22 protein-coding genes are annotated in these 22,632 nt (G+C 45.9%); 4 read left to right on the forward strand and 18 right to left on the reverse strand.

What is annotated here, in order from left to right; translation table 11 throughout:
* Window positions 1-60: 60 nt before the first annotated feature.
* Entirely contained in the window at window positions 61-192 is a 132-nt protein-coding gene (locus NFU07_RS17720; RefSeq protein WP_260107733.1) for a hypothetical protein, read from the forward strand.
* Between the two features lie 46 nt (window positions 193-238).
* Here NFU07_RS17720 and NFU07_RS16360 read toward each other — a convergent pair whose 3' ends face one another.
* The 4 genes from NFU07_RS16360 to NFU07_RS16375 all read right to left on the reverse strand — a co-directional run bounded on the left by NFU07_RS16360 (window position 239) and on the right by NFU07_RS16375 (window position 5,151).
* Window positions 239-1,153, reverse strand: coding sequence for an SGNH/GDSL hydrolase family protein (locus NFU07_RS16360; protein ID WP_251480072.1), 915 nt, complete (start codon window positions 1,151-1,153; stop codon window positions 239-241).
* Between the two features lie 12 nt (window positions 1,154-1,165).
* Window positions 1,166-2,395 (reverse strand): aminopeptidase, encoded by a 1,230-nt coding sequence (locus NFU07_RS16365; RefSeq protein ID WP_251480075.1) that lies wholly within the window; start codon window positions 2,393-2,395, stop codon window positions 1,166-1,168.
* Entirely contained in the window at window positions 2,395-3,552 is a 1,158-nt protein-coding gene (locus NFU07_RS16370; RefSeq protein WP_251480080.1) for a DEAD/DEAH box helicase, read from the reverse strand. Before NFU07_RS16370 ends, NFU07_RS16365 begins: the two co-directional genes overlap by 1 nt.
* Before the next feature lie 129 nt (window positions 3,553-3,681).
* Window positions 3,682-5,151 (reverse strand): DHA2 family efflux MFS transporter permease subunit, encoded by a 1,470-nt coding sequence (locus NFU07_RS16375; RefSeq protein WP_251480083.1) that lies wholly within the window; start codon window positions 5,149-5,151, stop codon window positions 3,682-3,684.
* Between the two features lie 175 nt (window positions 5,152-5,326).
* Between NFU07_RS16375 and NFU07_RS16380 the strand changes: the two genes are divergently transcribed.
* Window positions 5,327-6,199, forward strand: a complete 873-nt coding sequence (locus NFU07_RS16380; RefSeq protein WP_251480087.1) for a TetR/AcrR family transcriptional regulator — start codon at window positions 5,327-5,329, stop codon at window positions 6,197-6,199.
* Window positions 6,200-6,215: 16 nt separating this feature from the next.
* On the opposite strand, the gene NFU07_RS16385 is transcribed toward NFU07_RS16380, so the two are convergent.
* The 7 genes from NFU07_RS16385 to NFU07_RS16410 all read right to left on the reverse strand — a co-directional run bounded on the left by NFU07_RS16385 (window position 6,216) and on the right by NFU07_RS16410 (window position 13,160).
* On the reverse strand, window positions 6,216-7,667 hold the full coding sequence (locus NFU07_RS16385) for an amidase family protein (RefSeq protein WP_251480089.1): 1,452 nt from the start codon (window positions 7,665-7,667) through the stop codon (window positions 6,216-6,218).
* Between the two features lie 61 nt (window positions 7,668-7,728).
* Window positions 7,729-7,887: a Fur-regulated basic protein FbpA gene (locus NFU07_RS16390; RefSeq protein ID WP_234398963.1), complete on the reverse strand. Its 159-nt coding sequence runs from the start codon at window positions 7,885-7,887 to the stop codon at window positions 7,729-7,731.
* A 202-nt stretch (window positions 7,888-8,089) separates the two neighbouring features.
* On the reverse strand, window positions 8,090-9,058 hold the full coding sequence (locus NFU07_RS16395) for a tRNA dihydrouridine synthase (RefSeq protein WP_251480093.1): 969 nt from the start codon (window positions 9,056-9,058) through the stop codon (window positions 8,090-8,092).
* 112 nt (window positions 9,059-9,170) lie between these two features.
* On the reverse strand, window positions 9,171-10,535 hold the full coding sequence (gene rlmD / locus NFU07_RS16400; RefSeq protein WP_251480096.1) for a 23S rRNA (uracil(1939)-C(5))-methyltransferase RlmD: 1,365 nt from the start codon (window positions 10,533-10,535) through the stop codon (window positions 9,171-9,173).
* A 119-nt stretch (window positions 10,536-10,654) separates the two neighbouring features.
* Window positions 10,655-10,768, reverse strand: a complete 114-nt coding sequence (gene cydS / locus NFU07_RS17790) for a cytochrome bd oxidase small subunit CydS family protein (protein ID WP_397443516.1) — start codon at window positions 10,766-10,768, stop codon at window positions 10,655-10,657.
* Between the two features lie 14 nt (window positions 10,769-10,782).
* Entirely contained in the window at window positions 10,783-11,817 is a 1,035-nt protein-coding gene (locus NFU07_RS16405; protein WP_251480099.1) for a cytochrome d ubiquinol oxidase subunit II, read from the reverse strand.
* A complete protein-coding gene (locus NFU07_RS16410; protein ID WP_235198583.1) occupies window positions 11,814-13,160 on the reverse strand; it encodes a cytochrome ubiquinol oxidase subunit I in 1,347 nt (448 codons plus the stop codon). Before NFU07_RS16410 ends, NFU07_RS16405 begins: the two co-directional genes overlap by 4 nt.
* Before the next feature lie 216 nt (window positions 13,161-13,376).
* Here NFU07_RS16410 and NFU07_RS16415 point away from each other — a divergent pair, with 216 nt between their 5' ends.
* Complete coding sequence (locus NFU07_RS16415; RefSeq protein WP_235198582.1) at window positions 13,377-13,805, forward strand: NUDIX hydrolase; 429 nt, start codon at window positions 13,377-13,379, stop codon at window positions 13,803-13,805.
* 96 nt (window positions 13,806-13,901) lie between these two features.
* On the opposite strand, the gene NFU07_RS16420 is transcribed toward NFU07_RS16415, so the two are convergent.
* From NFU07_RS16420 to gatC, 5 genes are all read right to left on the reverse strand, one after another.
* Window positions 13,902-14,813, reverse strand: a complete 912-nt coding sequence (locus NFU07_RS16420) for a diacylglycerol kinase (protein WP_251480102.1) — start codon at window positions 14,811-14,813, stop codon at window positions 13,902-13,904.
* Between the two features lie 136 nt (window positions 14,814-14,949).
* On the reverse strand, window positions 14,950-15,510 hold the full coding sequence (locus NFU07_RS16425; protein WP_251480104.1) for a thioredoxin family protein: 561 nt from the start codon (window positions 15,508-15,510) through the stop codon (window positions 14,950-14,952).
* Between the two features lie 213 nt (window positions 15,511-15,723).
* Complete coding sequence (gene gatB, locus NFU07_RS16430; protein WP_235198579.1) at window positions 15,724-17,154, reverse strand: Asp-tRNA(Asn)/Glu-tRNA(Gln) amidotransferase subunit GatB; 1,431 nt, start codon at window positions 17,152-17,154, stop codon at window positions 15,724-15,726.
* Window positions 17,151-18,620: an Asp-tRNA(Asn)/Glu-tRNA(Gln) amidotransferase subunit GatA gene (gatA, locus tag NFU07_RS16435; RefSeq protein ID WP_251480107.1), complete on the reverse strand. Its 1,470-nt coding sequence runs from the start codon at window positions 18,618-18,620 to the stop codon at window positions 17,151-17,153. The genes gatB and gatA overlap by 4 nt, the downstream gene beginning before the upstream one ends.
* Before the next feature lie 18 nt (window positions 18,621-18,638).
* On the reverse strand, window positions 18,639-18,929 hold the full coding sequence (gatC, locus tag NFU07_RS16440; RefSeq protein ID WP_052652458.1) for an Asp-tRNA(Asn)/Glu-tRNA(Gln) amidotransferase subunit GatC: 291 nt from the start codon (window positions 18,927-18,929) through the stop codon (window positions 18,639-18,641).
* A gap of 139 nt (window positions 18,930-19,068) precedes the next feature.
* On the opposite strand from gatC, the gene NFU07_RS16445 reads away from it, so the two are divergent.
* Entirely contained in the window at window positions 19,069-19,260 is a 192-nt protein-coding gene (locus tag NFU07_RS16445) for a hypothetical protein (RefSeq protein WP_251480111.1), read from the forward strand.
* A gap of 221 nt (window positions 19,261-19,481) precedes the next feature.
* Here NFU07_RS16445 and NFU07_RS16450 read toward each other — a convergent pair whose 3' ends face one another.
* Together NFU07_RS16450 and ligA are read right to left on the reverse strand one after the other, a co-directional pair.
* The gene (locus NFU07_RS16450) at window positions 19,482-20,609 is read right to left on the reverse strand and encodes a CamS family sex pheromone protein (RefSeq protein WP_251480114.1); all 1,128 of its coding nucleotides are present in this window, start codon (window positions 20,607-20,609) and stop codon (window positions 19,482-19,484) included.
* 11 nt (window positions 20,610-20,620) lie between these two features.
* The gene (ligA, locus tag NFU07_RS16455; protein ID WP_251480117.1) at window positions 20,621-22,627 is read right to left on the reverse strand and encodes an NAD-dependent DNA ligase LigA; all 2,007 of its coding nucleotides are present in this window, start codon (window positions 22,625-22,627) and stop codon (window positions 20,621-20,623) included.
* Between the last annotated feature and the right edge of the window lie 5 nt (window positions 22,628-22,632).

A 22,632-nucleotide genomic window follows, 5' to 3' on the forward strand; every position in this document is an offset into this window, starting at 1 on the left:
TTGCGTTTCACGAAATAAGGGAAATCATTTACTAGCGAATCTATGATGGGAGCGATGAATATGGGAATCGGACGTATCGTGAAGACGGCAATTAAAATTGCACCTATTGCCTATCCAATTATTAAAAAAGTAATGAACAGCAGAAAAGCTGGAAATACGACACCTTATAAGACACCAAACTCCAAACGATAAAAAACAAAGCCGCAGCGATTAAAATCGCTGCGGCTTTGTTTTTGGTTCAGATATAAGGAAGAGCTTCACGCAAAGCTAAATAATCCACGTCCATGTCTTCAGATGGACGCATAGCGGAAGTATTTTCAAGCGCTGGCTCCTGCTCTTCTTGTGCGGCACCTTGTTCCTGCGCTTGGAGAATTTGTTCAAAGCTTAACGGATTCGGTGCAGGCAATTCGTTTTTTTCAACTTTCCACCCTTTTTGGTAACGGTCTAAAAAAGCATTGGCCATCGCTTGATAGCCTATGAAATTCGGATGGACATCTGCAGGGTTCGGCACTTTATCGGTTGGCGATGCACCAAAAGCGGCGTCAACGGAAATAAACTGTGCACCTGCTTTCGCAGCGGATTGTTTTAAAATCGCATTCAAGCGGTCCAGTTGCTTGCCTGTACCTTCCTTTTGCGAATCCCGGACATGCGGATAAGCAAAATAATAGCCCATGACGTAGACATCCGCTTTCGGAGCTCTTGTTTTCAATTCAGCTAAAATAGCTTCCATGTTCTGCCGCGCTTGGTTCAACGCAAAATCAGCCTGGATTTGCTGGAAAGTCAGCGACCCCTCTGCTGGATCCACCTGCACTAAGCGCAATAAGTCATTGGCTCCGGCAGATAGCGTGATGATATTGGCTGAAGCCAATACTTCTTTTGCTTCCGGAGACTTGATTCTCTCCAATACATCTTCTGTCGTAAATCCCGGAAATGCCAGGTCTTTTGTGAATAAAGCGACCGGCTGATGGCGTGCAAGCTCCCCCGCAATCATGTCGGCGTAGCCCGCATCAATTTGGGAATTGGGTGTTTGCCCGGCAGCCAAAGAATCTCCCAACGCCACATAGACCGCTGGTATTTTAATAGCTGCTTGTGCTTGCACCGAAGAACCGAAAAACATTAAAAGCAGCATCAACGCGATTCCTGTTTTCTTCAATTTGCTCACCTCTTAAAATGCCCAGTTTCCATTCCGGAAAACCGGTTCGCTTGAACCATCTTCATGAATTCCGTCAATCGACATTTCGCCGCTGCCGATCATGAAATCTTCGTGGACAATCGATGTGTTTAACCCGATCGATTCCAATTGCGTACGTTCGAGGTCGCGCGCTCCTTCGTAGCAAGTCGGATACGAATCGCCGATTGCCAAGTGGTTCGAAGCATTTTCATCGAATAAGGTATTATAGAAAAGAATATTGGCGTCTGAAATTGGCGACTCATGCGGCACTAATGCCACTTCCCCTAAATAAGCTGCCCCCTCATCCGACTGGATCATCTCGTCTAAAAGTTCTTGGCCGACACCAGCCACCGCTTTTACAATTTTCCCTTTTTCAAAAGTCAGCGTGAAATCATCAATGATATTCCCTTGGTATACAAGCGGTTTTGTATTGCGGACAAAACCTTCCACCCCGTATTTAGTCGGGACTGTATAGACTTCTTCAGTCGGCATATTGGCGATGAACGAATTGCCTTGCGGCGTTTTCGCTGCACCTGTCAGCCATAAATGCTTTTCCGGAAGTGAAATCGTAAAATCCGTGCCTGGTGCTGTGTAATGCAATTTAGCAAAGCGTTTTTCATTCAATTGTGCAGCACGGGTTTCTAAATGTTCTACATGGGCTGTCCATTTTTGGACCGCATCGCCTTCGCCAATGCGCACTGTTTTAAAGATGGCATCCCAAAGAGCTTCAATTTGCTGATCGCCTTCAAGATTCGGGAATACTTTTTCAGCCCATTTCTTTGAAGGAATGGCAATGATTGACCATGCAATTTTATCCGATCCGACAGCCTGACGGTAATTCTCAAGCGCTTTTCCTGCTGATTTCTGTGAGTCCGACAAACGTTTTGTCGGGATCCCGGTCAATAAATCCGGATCCTCTGCATCAATCCATAAGAATGAACCGCCGGTCTTAATGATTTCATCCCGCTGGACGACTGACCATTCCGGATATTCGTTGAACGCTTCGTCCGGCGCCAATTCGTAATGGTCACGTGTGTGGACAGGATCAGCGTAATTGACATGGACGCGTTTGGCTCCAGCTTCATACGCCTTTTTAACAACTAAGCGAGTAAACTCGACTGTATCTGTCGTTGTATTAATCAAAATGATTTGCCCTTTTTGGACGTTTAAACCGACATGGACTGTCAGTTCTGCGTATTGTTCCATTTTCTCTTGAAAAGTCATTATTTTTTCCCCTTTTCAGAAATTGTTTTGCTGTTGCCTGCCACCAATTGGCCGCCATGAAGAATTTTTTGGACCGGTTTTGTCGGCAATTCTTTGGTGAATTTCTTGTAATGCCGTTCATCTGCATAAGCGAGCAACGTCAAGACTTCACCGTCTGCACCTGCACGGCCTGTCCGGCCTGAACGGTGCATGTATTGTTCAACCGATTGCGGCACATCCACATGGATAACATGCGTTACGGCGTCAATATCCAAACCTCTTGCCGCCACTTCCGTTGCGATCAAAATGGAAACTTCTCCATTACGGAACGAATCAAGCGCTTTTTTCCGTTGGTCTTTGTTCATTTCAGAATGCAAAGTCACGATTTTGGCGTCGCGGAATTTTAATTTATTTTCTTTCATCAGCAATTGATCCAAGTTATTGACGAAAGCCAAGCCTTTCATTCCTTCAATATGCGAAATTCTGCGGAGCAGATCCGTCTTATCGCGTTCGTCCACTTTGATGAATGAATGAGTGACTTTCCCTTGCATCGGCATGTCTTCCGCAGTAACGCGAAGGCGTGTCGGGTGGTTCATCAAACGATCGGCCACTAGTTCGACTTCTTCTGTAATCGTCGCCGAAACCAATACAAGCTGGCGGTCGTGCTGTGTTTTTTCAATCAAGTCCTTCATCAAGTTGCGGTGTTCGCGTGCCATCAACTGGTCGCCTTCATCCAGCACCAACATCCGGATTTCATGCATTTTCAATTTCTTTGTTTTCACTAATTCACTCAAACGGCCCGGGGTCCCGACAACAATTGCCGGTTTTTTCTTGAGCTTTTCCAGCTGCCGCTGCATGTTCGCGCCGCCGATCAATTGGGTGACAGTAACGTCTGTACCTTCAGTCCAATCGCGCAATACGTTGACGATTTGCATCGACAACTCTTGAGAAGGTGCTACTATCATCGCTTGGATGGATTTTTTCTCCGGATTGATGCGTTGCAAAATCGGCAGTACGTAAGCCAAAGTTTTTCCGGAACCTGTCGGAGACTCGGCTACGATGTCATTGCCCGCAAGCATTTCAGGAATCATCTGCTCTTGTATCGGCATTGCTTGTTCAAATCCTGCATTTTTCCATTTTTCTTGCCATATTGGATCCAATTCATTTATAAAATTCATCTCTTATTCCACCTTCTTTTCGATGCTAATAGTGTACCATATTTGGCGCCCTAGCTGGACATTTTGAAGAATGCCCGCTAGTGTTTCGTTGCCCTAAAAAAAGCCAGCCCATTTTCAGGCTGGCTAAGATTATTCGGTTACTTGCTTTTGCTTGTAGACAATTTCTTTTTCCGCTTCCGTTGCTGGGCGCGTCGGCTTTTTGATAAACAAAGCCAACAGCAATGCCACTAATGCAATGAATGTGGAAACAAAGAATGAGAAGTTGATGCCTTCAAGCATCGCCATATTCAAAATTTGTTCCGGCGGTGTTCCGCTTAAAGCTAAATCTTTTGCTGCGGATTCTGTGCGGGCATTCATAATGGAGATCAAGAATGCAGAACCGACAGCTCCAGCTACTTGCTGCAAAGTATTATTGATTGCCGTACCATGCGGATACGATTTCATCGGCAAGGTGTTCAAACCGTTCGTCATAACCGGCATCATAACCATTGAAATCCCGAACATCCGCAGTGTATAGATGAGCATGATATTCACAAAACTAGAATCGATGCTAAGCTGGCTGAACATGTAAGTGGTGGCGGCTACAATCACTAATCCAGGAACGGCAAGAACTTTTGCGCCGAAGCGGTCAAACAATCGACCCGTTACTGGTGACATGACACCCATTACTAAAGCACCCGGCAACATCAATAAGCCGGAATTGATCGGTGAAATCCCTTTGATGCTTTGGATGTAGATTGGCATCAAAATCATCGCCGAGAACATCGACATCGATACCACGACGGAAATCGCTGAAGACAAGGCGAACATCGGATATTTGTAAATGCGGATTTGCAATAAAGGCTCATCCAATTTCAATTGGCGGAATATGAAAATGACTAACGATACAATCCCTACGGCAATCGTAGTCATGACGACTGGATCGGTCCAGCCCATTGTTCCGGCAGAACTGAATCCGTAAAGGATGCCGCCGAAGCCCAAAGTAGAAAGAATCAAGGATCCGGTGTCAAGCGAGATATTGCGGTCTTGGAACGTTAAATTCTTCAGTTTAAAGATACCTAATGCAAGTGGAATAACTGCCACCGGCAAGACGATCCAGAATAACACGCGCCATGAATAATGTTCAACGATAAATCCAGAAAGCGTTGGTCCGATAGCCGGAGCTACGACCATAACTAACCCAAAGACGCCCATCGCCTGTCCGCGCTTCTCAACTGGAAACGCTGCAAGCATAACGTTCATTAATAACGGCATCATCAAGGCTGCACCTGACGCTTGGATCATGCGCCCTATTAAAAGGATGCTAAATGCAGGCGCTATTGCCGCTAATAAGGTACCTGCTGCAAATAACGACATCGCTACGATGAAAATCGAGCGGTTTGAATAGCGTTGGATCAAATAAGCACTGGCCGGGATCAAAATCCCGTTGACCAGCATATAAGCGGTCACGAGCCATTGCGCGGTCGAAGCATCGATTTCAAAATCTGCCATGATCGACGGCAATGCGACGTTCAATAAAGTCTGGTTAAAAATTGCCACAAAAGCTCCAGTAAAGAGTATGGCAATAATGCCATAAGGCGGTTTTTTCTGTTCTTTCATTCTTTTATTCCTCCGTAATTTCTTGCGTGATTGTGTTTCTTTATTTCTCCATTGCATTATTCTATACCGACCGTCCAATATAATCAAGAAAAATATACCGGTAGTCCAAAAACATTGATATGTAAATGGTTTCAGGCTATTATGAAACTAGACTATGAGTATAAAGGTGAATGACATGAATTCAAAAAAACAAAAAATTACGAACGCGGCGTACAAGCTTTTCATCAATCAAGGATACAATTCTTCTTCGATCCAGGATATCTTGGATGAAGCCGGCGTATCAAAAGGCACTTTCTATAATTACTTTTCTTCCAAGACGGAATGCCTGATCGCCATCATGGAATCTGTCGGCAGCGAAATCCGCCAAAAACGCATAGCAGCATCGGTCGGAAAACCGCTCGGCGACTTGAATGTTCTTGCTGAGCAATTGTATATCCGGATTCAGATGAACCGCGAAAAAAACCTTTTCGCGTTATACGAAAGTATTTTCTACTCGCAAGACGAAGAGTTAAAGAAATTTGCGCGCGAAGTTTATATCACCGAATTGAATTGGATTGCCACGCGGATCATCGATGTCTTCGGCGACGAAGCCAAACCTTATGCCTTGGATAATGCAGCAGCGGTTCACGGTTCCATCCAGCAGCTGATCAATCTTTGGAAAATCACCTCAGGGGATGAATTGCCGACCCAGGAACTGTCTTCTTTCGTGTTGAGAAGATTGAAGACCTCCATTGCCGATCAAGTGAAAGAAAATGACCGCTTTATCCAAAAGACGAGTTTGCCGCTTTCTTCCCCGATGCCCGAAATGACGATACCTGAACTGAGCGAGAATTTAAAAACACTCATTCAACAAGAAGACGAGCCGGATGCCAAAGAGCTGGTCCTTTTCCTGGCCGATGAACTCGTAGCAGAAGAGCCAAGACATGCATTAATGGAAAGTGTGCTAGCTACACTTTCCAACAGCCATTCTTATGAACATGACTTGGTGGTAGCCCTTGAAAAAATATGGACTATTCTTCAAGAACATAAAAAAGAGGCAAAGCGATAGCAGCTTTGCCTCTTTTTTATGGTTTCTTCCGTCCATTTACGGCTTTCTCAAACGCATAGGCATACTCGATCAATGCCGGTTCGGAAAATGCATTCCCTGTAAATGTAATCCCGAAAGGTTCGTTGTCTTCTGTGAAACTGAAAGGAATCGTTATAGAAGGCGCTCCTGCAGCAGCCCCTACATTACAGCCGAAATCCTGTGGCAATAGGAGTGCGTCGGCCCCAGCTCTTTTCAAAGTGGCACTGATTCCGTTTTCAGCTGCTAAATACCGATTTCGCTCTAAAGCTTCCACGTATTCACGCTCAGTCAGTTCTCCGCTCATGCCATTCGCCTGTTCAAGCAGGTTCTGCCCGAATTTCAGCATCGTTTCAGCATGCTGGTTGTTATAAGTAATTACATCATCCATAGAACGAATCGGATTCTCTGGATTGGATTTTGCCAAATAGGCATTTAAATCCGCTTTAAATTCATGCAGAAGAACCGCAAAGCCAAGATCATCCTGATCAGCACCCAAATCAATCGAGTCGATGATCTCCGCTCCGCAGGTTCGCAGCGCATCCATCGCTTTTTCAAAAAGCTTCATTTGTTCGTTCGGAATCGCTTCTTCAAAAAGCGCTCGAGGAACTGCCAGTTTTACCCCTTTTAACCCATCTTCTTTATAATGGGCCGACCAATCATAGCCATCAAACTTATCAGCAAACGCTGTAATGGGATCTTCCGCGTCTTTCCCAATTAACGCAGCAAACACCGACACTGCATCTTCCACTGTCCGGCCGAATGTACCCGGGATATCCTGTGTATGGGAGAGCGGAATAACGCCGCTCCGGCTAATCAGGCCAATGCTCGGTTTAATGCCGACTAAACTATTCTGGGCTGCAGGGTTGATAATGGATCCCGATGTTTCTGTGCCGATCGAAGCTGCTGCTAGATTGAGCGCTACCGCAGCAGCCGAACCGGAACTGGATCCACCCACATCAAAAGGGCCATATGGATTTTCCACTTGGCCGCCGCGGGAACTGTAGCCATTGGTCATTTTATCCGACATGAAATTTGCCCATTCGGTCATATTTGTTTTTCCTAAGATGACCGCCCCCGCTTCCCGCAATTTTTTAACGACGAATGCGTCTTCAAGGGCATAATGATTTTTCATGGCCAGCGACCCTGCACTCGTATGCATTTTATCGTCCGTATCCATATTGTCTTTGATCAGAATCGGAACTCCATGCAAAGGCGAGCGCTCGCCTTTTGTCTGCCTTTCGAAATCCAGCGCCTGGGCAATCTGCAGAGCGTCCGGGTTTATTTCCAATATGGCGTTGGTTTGAGAATCGCGGATTGAAATATTTTCTTTATACATTAAAACGAGCTCTTCGGAAGTGACTTTTCCTTCTTTTAGCTCTTTTTGCATTTCAGCGAGCGTCATTTCATCCAGCCGCTCGTTCCGGTAAGCTTCCAGTTTTTTATCATGCATCTTTTTTCCTCCCATCTTCACCCGCATTGTCCACCCGTTTGGCAAATGAAAAAAGCCGGGATTAACCGACTTGGTCTTTCTCTGTATATGTTTTCATCAGTTCATAAAGAGATAATTCGTAAAGCTGTCTGCCGTTGATCTTGAACACGTTTTGAGCCACCAACTCTTCAATCACATTCGAACGTTTATCTTCAAATTTTGATTCAGGTATTTGTTCCATGATGTCCATTCTCTCCTTGTTAAGTCTTCCCTTTTCTTTACCCTTCCTAAAAGAGATTTAAAACCTATAAGCAAGAGAATTTGTGACAACTTTTTACAATGTCTCGTTTTGTTTTTATTCAGGCTTACCGCTATTTTCAAAAAGAAAAGCTATCCTTGCCGCGCGGCAGATAGATAGCTTTTCTCTTATTATTTAGCTGCAATTACTCAACCGGAGCCAACTCCGCTTGTTTTAGCAATTCGCGCACTTCAGCTGTCGATTTCGTATTCATCAATTGGTTTCTCAATTCTCCCGCTCCGCGGAACCCTTTGACGTAAATTTTGAAAAAGCGGTGAAGTCCCGACATCGAACGCGGCAATTCTTCCAGGTACTTATCATGAAGGTCCAAATGCAGTTTTAATAGATTGAGCAATTCTTCACTGTTATGCTCTTTTGGCTCTTTTTCAAAAGCGAACGGATTTTTGAAAATCCCGCGGCCGATCATGACGCCGTCCACACCGTATTGCTCGACAAGTTTCAAACCGGTTTCGCGGTCTGGAATGTCGCCGTTGATGGTCAATAACGTATCGGGGGCAATTTCATCCCGCAATTTCTTGATTTCCGGGATCAATTCCCAATGCGCATCCGCTTGGCTCATTTCTTTTCGCGTCCGCAAATGGATGGACAAGTTGGCAATGTCTTGCTTGAATACATGCGTCAGCCAGTCACGCCATTCTTCAAGCTCGGAATAGCCAAGGCGAGTTTTCACGCTGACTGGCAATCCGCCCGCTTTAGCTGCCTGAATAATTTCTGCAGCCGCTTCAGGGCGAAGGATCAAGCCGCTGCCTTTTCCTCTCGAGGCAACATTCGGCACCGGGCACCCCATGTTAATATCAATTCCTTTGAATCCCATTTCTGCCATGCCGATGCTCATCTGGCGGAAGAATTCCGGCTTATCGCCCCAGATATGCGCGACCATCGGCTGCTCGTCTTCCGTAAACAGCAATCGGCCCCGCACGCTTTTCATCCCTTCCGGATGGCAATAGCTTTCCGTATTGGTAAATTCCGTGAAAAACACATCCGGTCTGCCGGCATGGCTGACGACGTGGCGGAATACGACGTCCGTCACATCTTCCATTGGCGCCAGCACAAAAAATGGACGCGGCAAGTCGCGCCAAAAATTAGTTGTCATGTTGAATTTCATTCCTTTCATTCTCTTACTAATTCAGAAGGAAAGCAGACGGCCATCGAAAGCGCAGGATATCCTGACTAGACCGTCTGCTTTTCATTTATCTTCAGCTTGCTTACTCGGCAAGTTCGAGCCACGCAACAGCTTCACAATGAGTGGATTGCGGGAACATATCGACCGGCTGCACTTCTTTTGTGCGGTAGCCGCCGTCTTCCAATATGCGCAAGTCGCGCGCGAGCGTCGCTGGGTTGCATGAAACGTAAACGACGCGATTCGGCCGTTGCTTCAAAATCGTTCGAAGCAATTGCTCGTCGCAGCCTTTTCTCGGAGGGTCGACCATTAAGACATCTGCCGTGCGCCCTTCTTTATACCAGCGGGGGATCACTTGTTCAGCTGGACCCGCTTCAAATAAGGTATTGGAAAAGCCGTTCAGTTCGGCGTTTCGTTTTGCGTCTTCAATGGCTTGGGGAACAATTTCTACACCCATGACGAATTTTGCCTGTTTAGCAAGGAACAATGAAATCGTCCCGATGCCGCAATACGCATCGATCACGGTTTCATTTCCCGTTAAATTAGCGTATTCAAGTGCTTGACCGTAAAGAACTTCCGTTTGTTCCGGATTGATCTGATAGAACGAACGCGCGGAAATTTCAAAACGGACATCGCCAATCCGGTCTTCAATCGCATCTTTGCCCCAAAGCGTCAAGGTTTCATCACCGAAAATGACATTCGTCTTTTCAGGATTGACGTTCTGTATGATAGACGTCACTTCCGGAACCAGTGAACGGATCTTTTCAACTGCTTGTTCCGCTTGCTTGAATTTCTTTTTCTTCGTCACAAGGACGACCATGATTTCTCCGGTTGCCCGCGCTTTACGGACCACGACGTGGCGCAGCATGCCGCGGTGCGTTGCTTCCTCGTAAGGTTCAATGCCCATTTCATGCAAGCTTTTTTTCAAACCTGTCATGATCGCATCTGCTTCTGGGGTCTGGATCAAACAGATATCCGTATCCGCAATATGATGCGAACGCGTCTGGTAAAAACCGGCTACCACTCGGCCGTTATCGGTACCGAACGGAATCTGTGATTTGTTTCGGTAGCGCCACGGATGTTCCATGCCCTTCACTGGATGCACCGGCACGTCCGGTAATTTCCCAATGCGGGTAATCGCATCGCGCACTAATTTTTGTTTGAAAGTCATCTGCCCTTCATAGGAAAGATGCTGGATTTGGCAGCCGCCGCACGTATCAAATACCGGGCATGGCGCCGTCACGCGGAATGGTGAAGCTTGTTCTATTTGGATCAATTTGGCAAAGCCATAGGATTTTAAGGTTTTCAAAACATGGACTTGGACGTCTTCTCCGGGCAGCGCGCCTTGGATGAAAAGCGGATAGCCTTCCACTTTGGCAACGCCTGCCCCGTCATGCGTCAAATCTTCGACATGGACAGACAGCCGATCATTTTTTTGTACTGGTTTCAAAGTGTTCACTCCATTTCACATTGCTTTATCATACAATAAAAAAACGCGGCAGGCAAAACCTGCGCGCGCTTCCCGCTGCCAAATCATCAACAGCTCTTCTGCCTTATTCAACAGAAGGTTTATTTTTGTTCGTCTTTCGTCACCGCTCCGTCTTTCAGAGAAATCCAGAAACCTACGACGATGGACGCAATCAGTACAATGAATGGTGCATAAAATATTAAGAAATCCTGCATATCAGTTTCCTCCTTTATGCATGATAATCCGATTTTCCTTTAACATAATCTTTATCGAATAGGAACAGGCGGAACAATAAATACAAGGAAGGCAGCAATAGCCCAAGCCCTGCAATAAACGCCACAATCAAGGCAATCGCCATGGTTTCATTCGTGAAGCTGTCATAAATCGTCAAATACGGATACAGCAAATACGGGAAATGCGAGAATCCGTATGCGAAAAATGCGGTGAAGAACTGTCCGACCAAGAGAATAAAGGCCAGGCCGTAATTTCTTCTCTTCCAGATCAAGTAAACCGTTCCGACGAATAAGAGGAATGAAATCGCGAATGCCCACCAAAGCCCCAGTAAGTTTTCGTAATGTTCCGGGCTGTGGCCGCGCAGCTCGTATATAATACCGGTTGCAGTAACAATAGCAGGTCCTGCCCAGATCAATGCGTATTTCCGCATCAGGTCGGTTGCTTTTATGTCCCCAGCTTTATTGGCGTACCAAGTCAGGAACACGGCTGAAATGTAAAGCACAGCCGTCAAACTTAAAACGACAATGCTCCACATGAGCGGACTTGTAAACAGGGCCCAATAATCGAGCTGCGGATTTCCATCTACCATATTGATGAAGCCGCCTTCTGATATGGCAAGCACCGGCGATAAAGCTGCCGGCAGCAAAAGCCCGGAGAGGCCATACATATAGATATAGCCTCTATGGTTGATCTTCGCACCGTATGTCGCAAAAGCGTAATACGAGCCGCGGATCGCGAGCAAGACAAGTGCGATGCTCGCCGGCACCAGTAAAGTGGTTCCGTAATAAAAGGCGGTTTGCGGGAAGAACCCGATAATGCCGACAAAGAAGAAAACGAAGAAAACGTTCGTCACTTCCCATACCGGCGATAAATAACGCTGGATAATATTCGTCAAAATATGCTGTTTGTTTGTAAAAGCACTATAGGCGTTGAAGAATCCGGCGCCGAAATCAATCGACGCTACAATGACGTACAAAAATAGAAACAGCCAGAGAACTGAAATCCCGATGATTTCTAAAGTTAAAGTCATTCTTTTCCACCGTCCCTTTGAGCTTCGCGGTCAGCCAATTCTTTTTCGATCGGATTGCGTTTGTACATGCGGAGCAGAACGACAATCGTTCCGATGCCGAGAATAAAGTACAAGCCAGCAAACAAGATGATCATCAAATCGACTTGACCACTTGTCGTCGCTGCTTCTTCAACGGTCATATACCCGCGTAAAATCCATGGCTGCCGTCCGACTTCTGTAAACCACCAGCCCGCTTCAATTGCGACTAATGCAAGCGGCCCGCTGATCAAGGTTAGCCATAGGAACCATTTCTGCTTGATGAATTTCCAGCCTCGCCAAGAAGCGACGAAATACACAAAAGAGATGAAAGCGAGCCACATGCCGATGGAAACCATGGTATCAAATAGATAATGGATCCATAGCGGCGGAACTTCATCTTTCGGAAATTCATTGAGCCCGGTAACTTCTGAATCCGGCAAACCGTGCGCCAAGATGCTCAACGCATAAGGAATTCGAATCGCATATTTCGGTTCTTCTCCATCCAATACACCGAATAAGACGAGATCTGCCCCTTCTTCGGTTTCAAAATGCCACTCTGCAGCCGCTAATTTCTCCGGCTGGTATTCAGCCAAATATTTACCCGAGAAATCTCCGATAATGGCAGTTGCAATCGCAAAAACCAATCCGAGCTTCATCGTTAAATGCAAGGCTTTTTTATGATAGATATGGTTTGAGCCTCTGATCATGCGCAGTGCAGCAATCGATGCAAGCAAGAATGCACATGTTAAGAAAGCTGTTGCCACAACATGCGCTACTTTTGTCGGCATGGCCGGGTTGAAAATAGCTAAGAACGGACTGACATTGACCAGTTCGCCATTCAACACTTCAAAACCTTGCGGTGAATTCATGAACGCATTGACGATCGTGATGAAAACAGAGGACGCTGCTGCTCCAAGTGCTACTGGAATCAGCAATAGCAAATGTTTTCGCTGGTCTTCAAAGCGGTCCCATGTATAAAGATAGATCCCAAGGAAAATAGCTTCAAAGAAGAAAGCGAAAACTTCCATGAACAGCGGCAGCGCAATGACGTTCCCTGCCACTTGCATAAAGTTCGGCCAAAGGAGCGATAATTGTAGCCCGATGGCCGTACCCGTTACGACTCCGACCGCTACTGTGATGACAAACCCACGCGCCCAGCGGCGAGCCATTAAGATGTAATGGTCGTCATTCTTTTTAATGCCGACCCATTGCGCAATCATGATCATGAGCGGAACACCGACTCCGATCGTCGCATAAATAATGTGGAAAGAAAGCGTCAATAAAGTTAAGATTCGACTCAGTAAAGCAGTATCTTCAAATACCATTTACGTTTTCTCCTTTCAAAATAACCCTGTACCCCCGTACCCTTTTATACCCCTATTGTACCTTATCTCTCCTTCTCTTCTCTTTCTTAAACCATCCGAAACCTCGACTTTTTCCCTCAGCTATGAATAACTTGTGACAAAAGAGGGTATATATAGATTGTAAAATATCTAAATATTTAGTATTCTAATTAGAATAAAAAAAAAGGGTGAAGCATCATGGAAACTAGACGAAAAGTATTTGCTTACATTACAAGAGGACCAGAAGAGAATCGGGAATTATTAGTATTTGAACATAAAGGTGAGCCAGAAGCAGGACTTCAAGTTCCGGGCGGCACCATTGAAGACGACGAAATGCTGATCGATGCCCTTTACCGGGAAGTGCTTGAAGAAACCGGCTTGCCGCGTGTCGTTTTGGAATTTGTCGGGAAAGTGCATAAGTACAATTATTACCCAAACCATAAGGATAAAGTGTATGAGCGCAATATTTTCCATTTTGAATATACAGGAGAACCCGTCGATTCGTGGGAACATGTCGTTATCAGCGATGGACAAGACAACGGCCGGACTTTCCAATTCCATTGGGAACCCGTCGACCATTTGCCGAAACTGGCTGCAGAACAAGATAAAGCGATCGAATTGCTGTAATCACATTAGCTATTTTTTTAGATGATCATTTTAAAAAGCGCATGGATTTTCATCCATGCGCTTTTGCTTTTTTTATTGTCCAGGTTTCCGCTTTTCTTATTTACGGTCTTTTTCACTGATTGAATCGATTGGCACCATGACTTCAATGTGCCGGGCCAGGTTTTCAAAAGTGGCTGGCAATAAGCCGCCATATTCTCCGTCCAGATTCAACAACACCCGTTCGTCGGAAGTGACAGCAATCTTGCTCGCTTTTGCATAAATGACATGTGGATCGGATAAATGCTCTCCACGCAACGCCAACGTCGCTAAGCGAATGAATTCCGCCATATTGACTTCTTTTAAAATCAATAAGGTGAACTTGCCATCGTTGATGCTGGCATCCGGCGCCAATTTTTCAAAACCGCCTACCGAGTTGGTTAAACCGATCAAGAACATCATCGCTTGGTCTTCAAAAACGTTGCCATCGTATTCGATGCGGACACGTGATGAACGGATAGATGGCAGCATTTCAATCCCTTTTAAATAATACGCCATCTGGCCAAGAACCGTTTTCAATTTACTTGGAACTTCATAAGTTAATTCGGTCAGCCTTCCGCCCCCGGCAATATTGATAAAATGGCGATCTCCCATTAACCCGACATCCACTGGGATCGAGTCTCCCTGTAAAATGATATCCACTGCTTTATTGATATCTCTCGGGATATGGACGGCACGGGCAAAATCATTCGTCGTCCCCATCGGGATCAAGCCGATTTTCGGCCGGTTCTCAAATTTCGAGACGCCGGAAACCACTTCGTTTAAAGTGCCATCTCCGCCTACTGCGACAATCAGATCGTAATTCCGTTCAACTGCCAAAGAAGCTGCATGGATGGCATCCCCTTCTCCTGTTGTAGCATGGCATGACGTTTCATATCCTGCCTGTTCCATTTTCTCCAGCACTTCAGGCAAATGTTTGCGGAATAATTCTCTCCCGGAAGTTGGATTATAAATAATTCGTGCACGTTTCATACGATTCAGCCTTTCTCGACGTTCTGCGTTCAATATAAAATAAGACCTGTTTCAGACAAAAGAAGTTCCCTTTAAAATAGAAGATAAATTCCAAGAAAAAAACCGACATCACGCCGGCCTCTTCTTCTTTCACCTATTACTTCAAGATTTCGAAGAAAGTTTTGCGGATATCTTGGTAGACCGCACTCCAAAATTCTTCATTCCATACAAAGCCGTCCGAAATTTCGCCGTGCACAGTCTTTTGATGCAACTCGAATTGCGGATCGTCTTTTTCAGGCAAACGGGATTTTTTCTCCATGACGAATTCTTGGACTTTTGGTGCACGTGGACCCCAATCTCCTAAAACTTCGCCTTCTTTGGACAAGAAAATATACTTTGGAATCGAACGCCCGCCGTTTGTTAAATAGCGATCCATCAATTCTAGATTTTCGTCGCGGTAGACACAGTGGACTTCAATGCCCGAAGCTTCTGCAATCTTACGCAGGATCGCATTATTCATCATGGCATCGCCGCACCAATCCTCGGTAATTACTAAAACGTGAGGCTGCTTCTCTTTCAATAGCTCCATAAATTCCGGGTCTTCCGGAAGATTGAACTTTTCATAAATCGAATAGGATTTCTCTTGGTTCGACTCCATCAATGTCATGTATTTTTCTAAGGTGATGGCATTCTCAAAGTATTGTTGTTCCGTTGTCATTTGGTCATCACTTCTCCTTTTCCTGGCAAGCAGTGGATCCCTCAAGGACCCCAAAACTGAAATAAATTATTCTTCTTCATCCCTAGTTTACTTGTTGAAAGATAAAGCTTCAAATGTTTTATCCGTTTTAGCGGGTTCCTGAAGCAAAATAAGACAAAAAAAGGAACCGGAATCGCAATGAGCGATTCCGGTTCCACCTTTTATAGACCTCAATTAACGTTTAGCAATTTCTTCAAGCAAGATTTTATTGAGCAATGGCGGGTTTGCCTGCCCTTTCGTCTGCTTCATGATTTGGCCGACTAAGAAACCGATTGCGCGGTCTTTGCCGTTTTTAAAGTCTTCGATCGATTGCGGGTTATTGTCGAGTGCTGCAGTAACAAATTCACGCAATGTATTTTCATCCGAAATTTGGACAAGCCCTTTTGCTTTGACGATGTCGTTTGCGTCGCCGCCTTTTTCAATCAATTCCTTGAAGACTTTCTTCGCGATTTTCGAAGAAATCGTGCCGTCGGAAATCAATTTGATCATGCCAGCGAGTCCTTCTGGAGTCAGTGCCGTTTCACTTAATTCTTTTTGTTCAGCATTCATATAAGCCGAAACTTCACCCATCAACCAGTTAGATGCGAGTTTCGCATCAGCGCCAGCTTCAACTGTTGCCTCGAAGAAATCAGAGATTGGCTTCGCAAGTGTCAATACCATAGCATCGTAGGAAGACAAGCCAAGTTCAGCTACATAGCGAGCTTTGCGGGCATCTGGAAGCTCAGGGATTTCTGCACGCACGCGTTCAAGCCAAGCGTCATCGATGACAATGTCCACGAGATCCGGCTCTGGGAAGTAGCGGTAATCATCCGATCCTTCCTTTACGCGCATTAATAGAGTTTTGCCTGTTGTTTCATCGTAGCGTCTTGTTTCCTGCTCAATGATGCCGCCTGACAATAGGACTTGTTCTTGGCGAACTTGTTCATGTTCAATGCCTTTGCGGACATAGTTGAATGAGTTCAAGTTCTTCAATTCCGTTTTTGTGCCAAATTGCTCTTGGCCATATGGACGAAGCGAGATATTGGCATCACAGCGAAGCGAGCCTTCTTCCATCCGCACATCCGATACGCCTGTATATTGGATAATGGCTTTGATTTTTTCAAGATACGCATATGCTTCGTCAGCAGTCCGAATGTCCGGCTCAGAAACGATTTCGATCAGCGGCGTGCCTTGGCGGTTAAAGTCGACTAGCGAGTGGCCGTTGCCTGTATGCGTCAGCTTCCCAGCATCTTCTTCCATATGAAGGCGGGTAATGCCGATGCGTTTTTTCTCACCGTTGACTTCAATTTCTACCCAGCCGTGTTCGCCGATTGGCTGATCAAATTGAGAGATTTGGTAAGCTTTCGGATTATCCGGATAGAAATAGTTTTTGCGGTCGAATTTCGTGTGGCGGGTAATTTCGCAGTTTAATGCAAGCGCCGCTTTCATTGCCCAGTCCACTGCCGTTTTGTTGACGACCGGTAAAACACCTGGATAGCCAAGGTCAATCACGTTTGTGTTCGTGTTCGGTTCCGCACCAAAATGGGCCGGTGCAGGAGAGAACATTTTCGATTCTGTTTTAAGTTCTACGTGGACTTCAAGTCCAATGATTGTTTCAAAGTTCATTGTGCTGCTCCCTCCCAAATCTGAGGCGTTTGTTTATGGAAGTCGGTTGCTTTTTCAAAGACATCCGCAACACGATAAATCGTTTCCTCATCAAAATACTTGCCGATGATTTGTAAGCCAAGCGGCAAGCCATTTTCAAATCCACATGGAATCGAAATTGCCGGTACGCCTGCTAAGTTGACTGGAATCGTCAAAATATCATTGGCATACATCGTTAATGGATCGTCAATCTTTTCACCGATTTTAAATGCCGGTGTCGGAGTTGTTGGTCCAATGATCACATCGAATTTTTCGAAAGCATCGTCAAAGTCTTTTTTGATCAAAGTCCGGACTTTTTGCGCTTTTTTGTAATAAGCGTCGTAGTAGCCTGAACTTAATGCATAAGTTCCAAGCATGATGCGGCGTTTCACTTCATCGCCGAAGCCTTCAGAACGTGTATTCATATAGAACTCCAGCAAATTGCCAGCTTTTTCTGTGCGGTATCCGTAGCGGATTCCGTCGAAGCGGGACAAGTTGGATGAAGCTTCTGAAGAAGCAAGCAAATAATAAGTGGCTAGCGCATATTTTGAATGCGGCAACGAAATCTCTTCCCACGTCGCGCCTTTTTCTTCAAGAACTGCAAGGGCTTCGCGAACCGCTTGTTTCGCAGCTTCGCCAACGCCTTCCGCGAAATATTCTTTAGGAACGCCAATGCGCAGGCCTTTAATATCACCAGTCAATGCTTCCGCAAAATTCGGCACTTCGACATTTGCAGAAGTTGAATCGCGTTCGTCATGCCCGGAAATCGCTTCAAGCAATAACGCATTGTCTTTTACGGTTCTTGTAATCGGTCCGATTTGGTCTAAAGAAGATGCATAAGCGATCAAACCGAAACGGGAAACCCGCCCGTATGTCGGCTTCATTCCGACCACGCCGCAGAATGCTGCCGGCTGGCGGATAGAACCGCCTGTATCAGAACCTAATGTGAAAGGCACTTCGCCTGCAGCAACAGCTGCTGCCGAGCCGCCTGAAGATCCGCCCGGAACCGTTTCTAAGTTCCACGGATTTTTCGTGTTTTTATAGTACGAGTTTTCATTGGAAGAACCCATCGCAAACTCGTCCATATTCAATTTACCGACTGTGATCATTCCAGCAGCTTTTAATTTTTCTACAACAGTTGCGTTGTAGATTGGATTGAATCCTTGAAGGATTCGGCTAGAAGCTGTAGTTTCAATGCCTTCGGTTACGATATTGTCTTTTACTCCGATTGGCAGCCCGAATAATGGCCCACGTTCAGCTAAAGGCGTTTTATCCATTTCTTCTGCCTGCTTTGTTGCCTGTTCTTTATTCATCGCCAAAAATGCATCCACTTTTGGATCCAGTTTTTCAATGCGGTCAAATGCCTGTTTCGTGATCTCAGCAATGCTGACTTCTTCTTTATGTATCAAGTCCTGCAATTCTGCTGCTGTCTTATCAACTAAGTTCATTTATTTCCCTCCTCACAATTATTCTAAAATCGTTGGAACTTTTACTTGTCCCGCTTCGTGTTCTTTCACGTTTTTCAAAACCAGTTCCCGGTCTAATCCAGGGACAGATTTGTCTTCACGCAATACATTGACCATTTGCAATACATGCGTTGTCGGCTCTACATTTTCCGTATCCAATTCATTAAGCAATTCCATTGCATTCGTAATTGCTTCCAATTGATCCGCAAAATGTACTGCTTCCTCATCAGTAATGGCCAAGCGCGCCAAATGTGCTACCTCAATTACTTCTTCTTTTGTCATTTTCGCCATTTCTCTACACCTCCGGATTCAGTAAACATACGCTCTATCATATCATTTTTTTAGGAAAAGCGAAAGCGGCTATCCAGCTCTGACGGGCATAAGACGGAACAGCGAAGCGGCGCTCTTTGCCGCATAGCTGGGCTGGCTTATGACCCGAAGAGCTAGCCGCTGGAGTCTGGACAATACGAAAAGCGGAAGCGCCCGGGTAGATTCGACAGGCATAAGACGCTTTGGCGAAGCGGCGTTCTTCAGCCGCACAGCCGGAGTGGCTTATGACCCCGAGAATCTGGGCGCTGGAGTCTGGACAATACGAAAAGCGAAAGCGGCTATCCAGCTCTGACGGGCATAAGACGGAACAGCGAAGCGGCGCTCTTTGCCGCATAGCTGGGCTGGCTTATGACCCGAGGAGCTAGCCGCTGGAGTCTGGACAATACGAAAAGCGAAAGCGGCTATCCAGCTCTGACGGGCATAAGACGCTTTGGCGACATAGCTAGGCGCTGAAGCCCAGCCTGAAAAAATGAACAGGGACAGCCGGATGGCTGTCCCTGTTTCCCGCACAGATTAGTCATAAATATGAACAACTGGTTCTGTTTGATCGATTTTCCGTAAAATCAGCGCTTCTGGCCCATTAGTTGAAGTTACACTGATTTCAACTTGGATGTTCTCCGGAAAATGCTCTAATACCAATCCGGTCAAGTATTGGGTAAACCCAATGACTTCAGCGGATCCATAAAACTGGATGGGAATGTCAATCTGCATTTTGCGGATCTGGTCTTCCTGATAAAATCCAGTGCCGATTACACTTGTGAAGTTTGAAAAATACTCTTCCACATCTTGCTTGAAATTGCGGAATTTCGTATCAATGGCCCGGTACTTTTCTTCTGTATTCGAAGAAGGGAAAATAACATATTCTTCATTGACCGAATTCCAATTTGCGACTGCCCCTTGTCCTCCCGGAGCTACACCATAAGAAAAATAAGTTCCAGGGGCAATTGCGCCTCGGGTATTCTGCTTAAACAAGCCAACCATGATCGGCACGTCTTTCATGCCTTCTTTTTCACGGAGGCGTTTTACAATTTCATCCGCCATCCGTTTTCCTTCTTTATCCAATTGGGCTTGTGGCACCGACTCTTCGTAGGTAGCACCGTCAGAAGTGTTATAGTAAACCGAATTCAGTGCAAGGCCGATGGACACACCGCCAAGCCGGATTGTTTCATTATCCGTTTTGACTAAGTAATTCTGTTCGATGATATGCGCCAAAATTTCCGCAGAAGGGTGTTCCCCTGCCTCTTTTTGTGCCGCTGTCCGTCCGTCAGCCGGATTTAACCCAAGCGGATTCTCTTCCGTTTTGCGGCCTAGCCAACTCGACGCATCTTCTTCTGTTATTTTCTGTCCTTCTTGGAAATAATAATCGTCCGGAGAAAATTGGTGCTGGGATATGCGGAGAAGCCCGCTTTCAGCTTCTTTGATATCATAGCGTGAATAAATCCGGTTAATGATCTTTCCGCGCGTAGCACTTTCTTTATAAGGCAGCAGCGTCCGATAATACGCGGCATCCAACTGGATGCTCGGAATGATTGCCGTTTCCACTTCTTCCTCTGTATTAAGCACTTCTGTATCATCTGACACAGAAGGCACACATCCCGTAAGCAACAATAAACTGACCGGGATCCACCAAATGCGTTTCATGTTAAATCTCCTCATTTATTCAATTCTTCCAGAAGACGTTCCTCGTCCCAAACATCGACTTTGAGTTCCATCGCTTTCGCTAGTTTTGAACCGGCCTCTTCTCCAGCGATAACCAGGTCCGTCTTCTTGCTGACAGAGCCTGAAACGGTTCCGCCCAGTGCTTCAATACGGGATTGAGCCTCTCCGCGCGTCAATTGTTCCAATTTCCCCGTCAATACAATTTTCTTGCCGGCGAAGCTGTTGGCACCCGCTTCGACGCGGATACGTGTTCCGGTATACGTTAAATTGACGTCAGTTTCAGCTAAACGTTCCATCAATTGCTGAACTTCTTCTGTTTCAAAATAGGAAACAATCGAATCCGCCATTTTTTCGCCGATCTCGTGTATTTCGATCAACTCTTCTTTCGAAGCCTTCATCAATTTTCCCATTGAACCGTAATGCTCAGATAAGATGCGTGCGCCTCTTTCGCCGACATGGCGGATTCCAAGGCCGAATAATAGCTTTTCCATCGAGTTGCTGCGGGAGGCATCGATCGCCGCAATCAAATTGCTGGCCGATTTTTCGCCCATGCGGTCAAGCGTCAGCAATTGCTCTTTCGTCAATTTGTACAAATCGGAAATATCGGCAATCAGGCCTTCACGGTATAATTGCTCCACCACTTTTTCGCCTAAGCCATCGATATTCATCGCATTGCGCGAAACGAAATGGATGATGCCTTCTGTAATCTGCGCAGGGCATTGCGGATTGACGCAGCGAAGAGCCACTTCTCCTTCAATGCGAATCAGTTCACTATCGCACGCCGGACAATTTTCCGGCATACTGAAAGGCTCTTCCTCGCCAGTGCGCTGCTCAATCAAAGCAGACACCACCTCCGGAATGATATCTCCAGCTTTGCGGATAATCACGCGGTCACCGATGCGGATATCTTTTTCTTTAATCAAATCTTCATTATGGAGCGAAGCCCGCTGTACAGTCGTTCCTGCTACAGAAACAGGATCCAGGATGGCGGTTGGTGTTACAACGCCAGTACGGCCAACACTCAATTCAATATCACGGACAGTCGTCATCACTTCTTCTGCCGGGAACTTATAAGCCGTTGCCCATTTCGGGCTTTTGGCGGTAAATCCAAGTTCCTGCTGATGAAGATAACTGTTCACTTTGATGACAATCCCGTCAATTTCATACGATAAGCTTGAACGCTCCGCGCTCCATTTTTCAATATAAGCCAGCACTTCTTCTACGCTATTGCAGACTTCTCGTTCATTATTCGTTTTAAAACCAAGCGCCTCGATGTATTGAAGCGTTTCTTCGTGTTCACTCAAACCGTAGTTTTGCCCGTCGCCTCCGAGTGCATAAATGAAAACATCCAGATTGCGGCTAGCCGCAATTTTCGGGTCGAGCTGACGAAGCGATCCAGCTGCTGCATTTCGAGGGTTGGCAAAAAGTTCTTCACCACGCTCGCCGCGTTCCCCATTTAAATTGTGGAAAGATTTTTTCGGCATAAATACTTCTCCACGCACTTCAAGGGAAACCGATTCTTTGATCTTCAATGGAATCGTCCGTACGGTCCGAAGATTGGCAGTAATATCTTCTCCAATCCGTCCATCTCCGCGGGTGGCGCCTCTAAGAAATTGTCCATTTTCATAAATAAGCGAAACGGCCAATCCATCAATTTTCAACTCACACACATACTGAATGTTATCGCCTGCGCCATTTCTAACACGCTTATCGAAATCCCGTATATCCTGCTCATTAAAGACGTTTGACAGGCTGAGCATCGGCTGGTCATGCGTCACTTTTTCGAATCCTGAAATCGGTGCCCCGCCGACGCGCTGCGTTGGTGAATCCGGGAAGATCAAATCAGGATAAAGCGTTTCAAGTTCAATCAGTTCATGCAGCAATTGATCATAAACAGAGTCCGGGACTGCCGGCTTATCCAATACATAATAAGCGTGGCCATACCCACGAAGTTGTTCGTTCAATTCAATAACGCGCTGCTCTGCTTTTAAACGGTCCATAAGGT

The organism is Planococcus sp. NCCP-2050 (assembly GCF_023708025.1).
Taxonomy (GTDB): Bacteria; Bacillota; Bacilli; order Bacillales_A; family Planococcaceae; genus Planococcus.